The 384-nt window shown below is 40.4% G+C and carries 1 protein-coding gene; it reads right to left on the bottom strand.

The features are described from left to right. Positions 1–384: ABC transporter permease subunit (locus tag KTJ72_RS07060; protein WP_217304484.1), on the bottom strand; the 384-nt coding region annotated here is incomplete at both ends.

Below are 384 nucleotides of genomic sequence, written 5' to 3'. Positions count from 1 at the left end.
TTTATCGACAGCGAAAATACCACCGCGAACAATTTCACTCATATAGGCCCCCGTATTGATAGATACGATAAAAATAGCTGCTAGGGTACGGTCGATCGAAATACCAAAGGCTTGTGCTGTTCCGTAGTAGATAACCATAGATTGAACAATCATCGGTGTGCCACGGAAGATTTCGATATAAATAGTGAGTAACCAACCAAAGAGTTTTTGTCCCAAGACAGCTACTTTATGCTTAGCTTTAGGAGCTGTACGGAAAATACCGATTAATAATCCAATAAAGAGACCTGTAATGGTTCCGACCATGGAAATCAGAAGAGTCATTCCAGTTCCACGTAAGAATTGCTTCCAGTTACCTTTAAAAATAGCCCACATTTGGCCTAGAAA

The organism is Apilactobacillus waqarii (assembly GCF_019061205.1).
Lineage (GTDB): Bacteria > Bacillota > Bacilli > Lactobacillales > Lactobacillaceae > Apilactobacillus > Apilactobacillus waqarii.
Note: the sequence above shows the minus strand (reverse complement) of the source record. Positions and strands in the feature narration are given on the sequence as shown.